The sequence below is a fragment of the Piscicoccus intestinalis NBRC 104926 genome, from assembly GCF_001515525.1.
Classification (GTDB): domain Bacteria; phylum Actinomycetota; class Actinomycetes; order Actinomycetales; family Dermatophilaceae; genus Kineosphaera; species Kineosphaera intestinalis.
In genome coordinates this window covers 1-2,955 of sequence record NZ_BCNQ01000248.1, presented here as the reverse complement: position 1 = coordinate 2,955, position 2,955 = coordinate 1, and the positions used below count along the sequence as shown (strand labels likewise).

The following is a 2,955-nucleotide window of genomic DNA, read 5'->3' as shown; positions in this document are numbered from 1 at the left end:
GGCCGCCGCGGCCAGCCCCGCGACGTGCCGGTCGAACGCGCTGCCGGCCGGCTCGGCGACGACCGGCTCGACCGGCTCGACGACCCGCGTCGAGCCGGGTGTCTCGTCTGCCGAGCCGCTGCGGCCGCTCGAGCCGCTCGAGCCGGTGGAGCCGGTGGAGCCGGTGGAGCCGGTGAAGGCGGCGTAGCGCTCGAGCACGGCGTCGACGAGCGGTGGCATCGACCACCCGTCGAGCAGCACGTGATGGTTGGTGAGCAGAAGTCGATGCTCACCGTTCCCGCCGACACCCGTGTCTGTCATGTCGCCGGAGCCGCCGGAGAGCAGGGTCGCGCGCAGCAGCGGACCGCGCTCCAAGTCGAAGCCGCGGGCCGCCTCCGTGCTCGCGGCGAGGGCGAACGCGGCGGCGTCCGGGCAGGTCAGCTCGCGCCAGCCGACGTCGAGGTCGTCGACCGTGGCGAGCACCGGTCCGCGCTCGGTCCACCGCACCCGCAGCCGCAGCTGCGGATGGTCCGCGACCACCGACTCCAGTGCCCGGCGCAGCACCCCCGGGTCCAGCTCGCCGCGCACCCCGATGTCGAGCATCGATGTGTAGGGGTCCTCGCCCGGGGCGGTCACGGCGTGGAAGATCATGCCGCGCTGCACCGGTGTCGGCGGCCACACGGCCCGCACGGCCGGGCCGTCGACCGCGGTCACCGCCTCCAGGTCGTCGGCGTCGAGTCCGACCGCGTCGTGGATCGCCGTCGGGGCGGGGGGCATGGTCCGCGGGCTCGGCGCGTCGACGAGGCTCGTGAGGTGCCGCAGCTGCTCGGTCCAGGCCGCGGCGAGGTGCGCCGCCTCAGCGCGCAGCGGGGCCGCCACCTGCCAGCGCGCGACGAGCTCGGCTGCCGCACCGTCGCCCGCCCCCGGGCTGCCGGGCACGAGATAGGCGTTGATCTCCACCGGGTGGGAGACCGGCAGGTCTGCGTGCAGCCGCAATTCGCCTTCCAACGCCGCCGGGTCGTCGGCGCCGGCGCCGGCTGTGACCGATGATCCGAGGTAGTTGAGCAGGACCTGTGGGGGGCAGCGTCGTTCGGCGTCGGACAGGGCCGGGGCCAGCGTCGGATGGGTGTGCCGCAGCAGGCCGTAGTCCGGCCCGTCGACGCGTCCGGCCGCCACGGCGCGGGCCGTGCGGGTCAGGTGCCGCAGCCGATCCCCTCCCGGCTCCGGGTCGCCGGGCAGCCGCACCGGCCAGGTGGCGGTGAACCAGCCGACCGCGTCGGCCCCGGGCCCCGTGGCGCGGGGGTCGTCGGCGGGCAGGTCGGTGGGGCGCCCGTGCCCCTCGAATTCGACGACGAGGTCGTCGGTGCGGCCACCGGTGAGCGCCGCCGCGAGAAGGGCCTCGACGCTCCAGCCGCGCCGGCCGGCGGCCAGGAGCCGGGCGGTCACGTGCCGGTCCACGCGCACCTCGAGTTCCGTTGCGGCGCCGACGGACCCGTAGTCGAACCAGTCCTCGGCCCGGCTGTCGGGGCGGCAGTCGGGGCGGCTGTCGGGGCGGGTGCCGATGTCGACCGGCGCGGCCGGACCGCTGCCCGCCTTCTCGGTCCCGGGGGGTCGGGCGGCAGGCCGCAGGGGCGCGGCGGGCGCCAAGGTGCGCAGCCACCGGTCGGCCGCGCTGTCGACGTTCTCCTTCCGGTCGACGGCGGCCCGTTGGGCGTGGGCCCAGCCCGCGAACGAGGGGGCCGGAGGCAGCGTGGCCCCCGCTGCGAGGGCCGTCAGCTCGTCGCTGAGGATGCCCCAGGAGACGGCGTCGACGGCCAGGTGGTGGGCCAGCGCGACGACCCGCACGCACTCGGCCTGGGGCACGACGGCCCAGCGCACGAGATCCCCTGTGGTGGGGTCGATCTCGTCGGCGAGCCGGCGCAGCTGTTCGCGCAGGTCGCCCGGGCCGACGACGGCCAACCGCTGGGGCGGCGCGGTGACGACGCGAACCTCGTCGAGGCCCACCGCGAGGCGCAGCGCGTCGTGCCGCTCGACGAGTCGTTGCACCGCGGCGCCGACGGCGGTGACCGGGGTGTCGGCCGGCAGCAGCACGTGCCGCAGCTGCTGGAATCCGCGCCCGGAGCCGCCGCGGCGCAGCAACTCCTGGTACCAGGCGATGGCCGGGGTCGCGGGAAGAGCCGCGCCACCGGCTCCGGCCTCGTTCGCCGGCGCCGGAGCGGCCTCCTCGGCGCCCGCCGCGGCATCGACGTGCTGCGCGGCGAGGGCCGCGAGGTCGTCGGGCAGTGGCGCGGCGAAGACGTCGCGAACGCCGACGCGCAGGCCGTGGCCTCGCAGGCCGCCGACGAGACGCACCGCGAGGATGCTGTCGGCGCCCGCCTCGAAGAACGAGACGCCGGGCGGCACCGCGTCGACGCCGAGCACGTCGGCCATGACCCGGGCGACGAGGTCTGTTCTCTCAGCGTGTCGCTGGCGGTCCGATCCGGACGGTTCGGATGCCTGGTGGGGCGCGGCCGCCGGCAGCGCCACGGGCGTCAGCCCGGAGGCGGGGCGGCTCGCCCGGGCTCGCAGCGTCGCCCACGGGTCGCCGCCGGCAGCCGCGTCGGGTTCGGGCGCGTCGCGCCCAGCAGCGTGCGGTTGCTCGAGCACGCGTCGCACGGCGAGGGCCCAGGCGCGGGCGAGCAGCTCGGGGTCGGCGTCGGTCTGGGCCGGGTCGATCTCGACTTCGAGGCCGATGGCGCCGTCGGCGAGCCCGACCGTCGCGGTGACGGGGAACGTCGTGGCGTCGTGGCCGCGCACGAGGCCGACGGCCACCGAGGCGGCGGCCTCGTGGGTCTCGGGCCGGGGGTAGTTCTCGACGACCAGCAGGGTGTCGGCCAGCGCGACGGCCCCGGGCACGCGGGCCAGCCCGAGGTGGGCGGCGGTCTCGGTGCGCGCGGTGGCCGCGGTGACGCGCGCCGGGAGGTCGACCGGGCGGGA

Annotated in this window: 1 protein-coding gene; it reads right to left on the bottom strand. The window is 77.2% G+C overall.

Annotated features, from left to right (window positions below):
• Positions 1-2,955 (bottom strand): condensation domain-containing protein (locus PINTE_RS20805; RefSeq protein ID WP_245643092.1); only part of this gene is annotated, 2,955 nt, incomplete at both ends.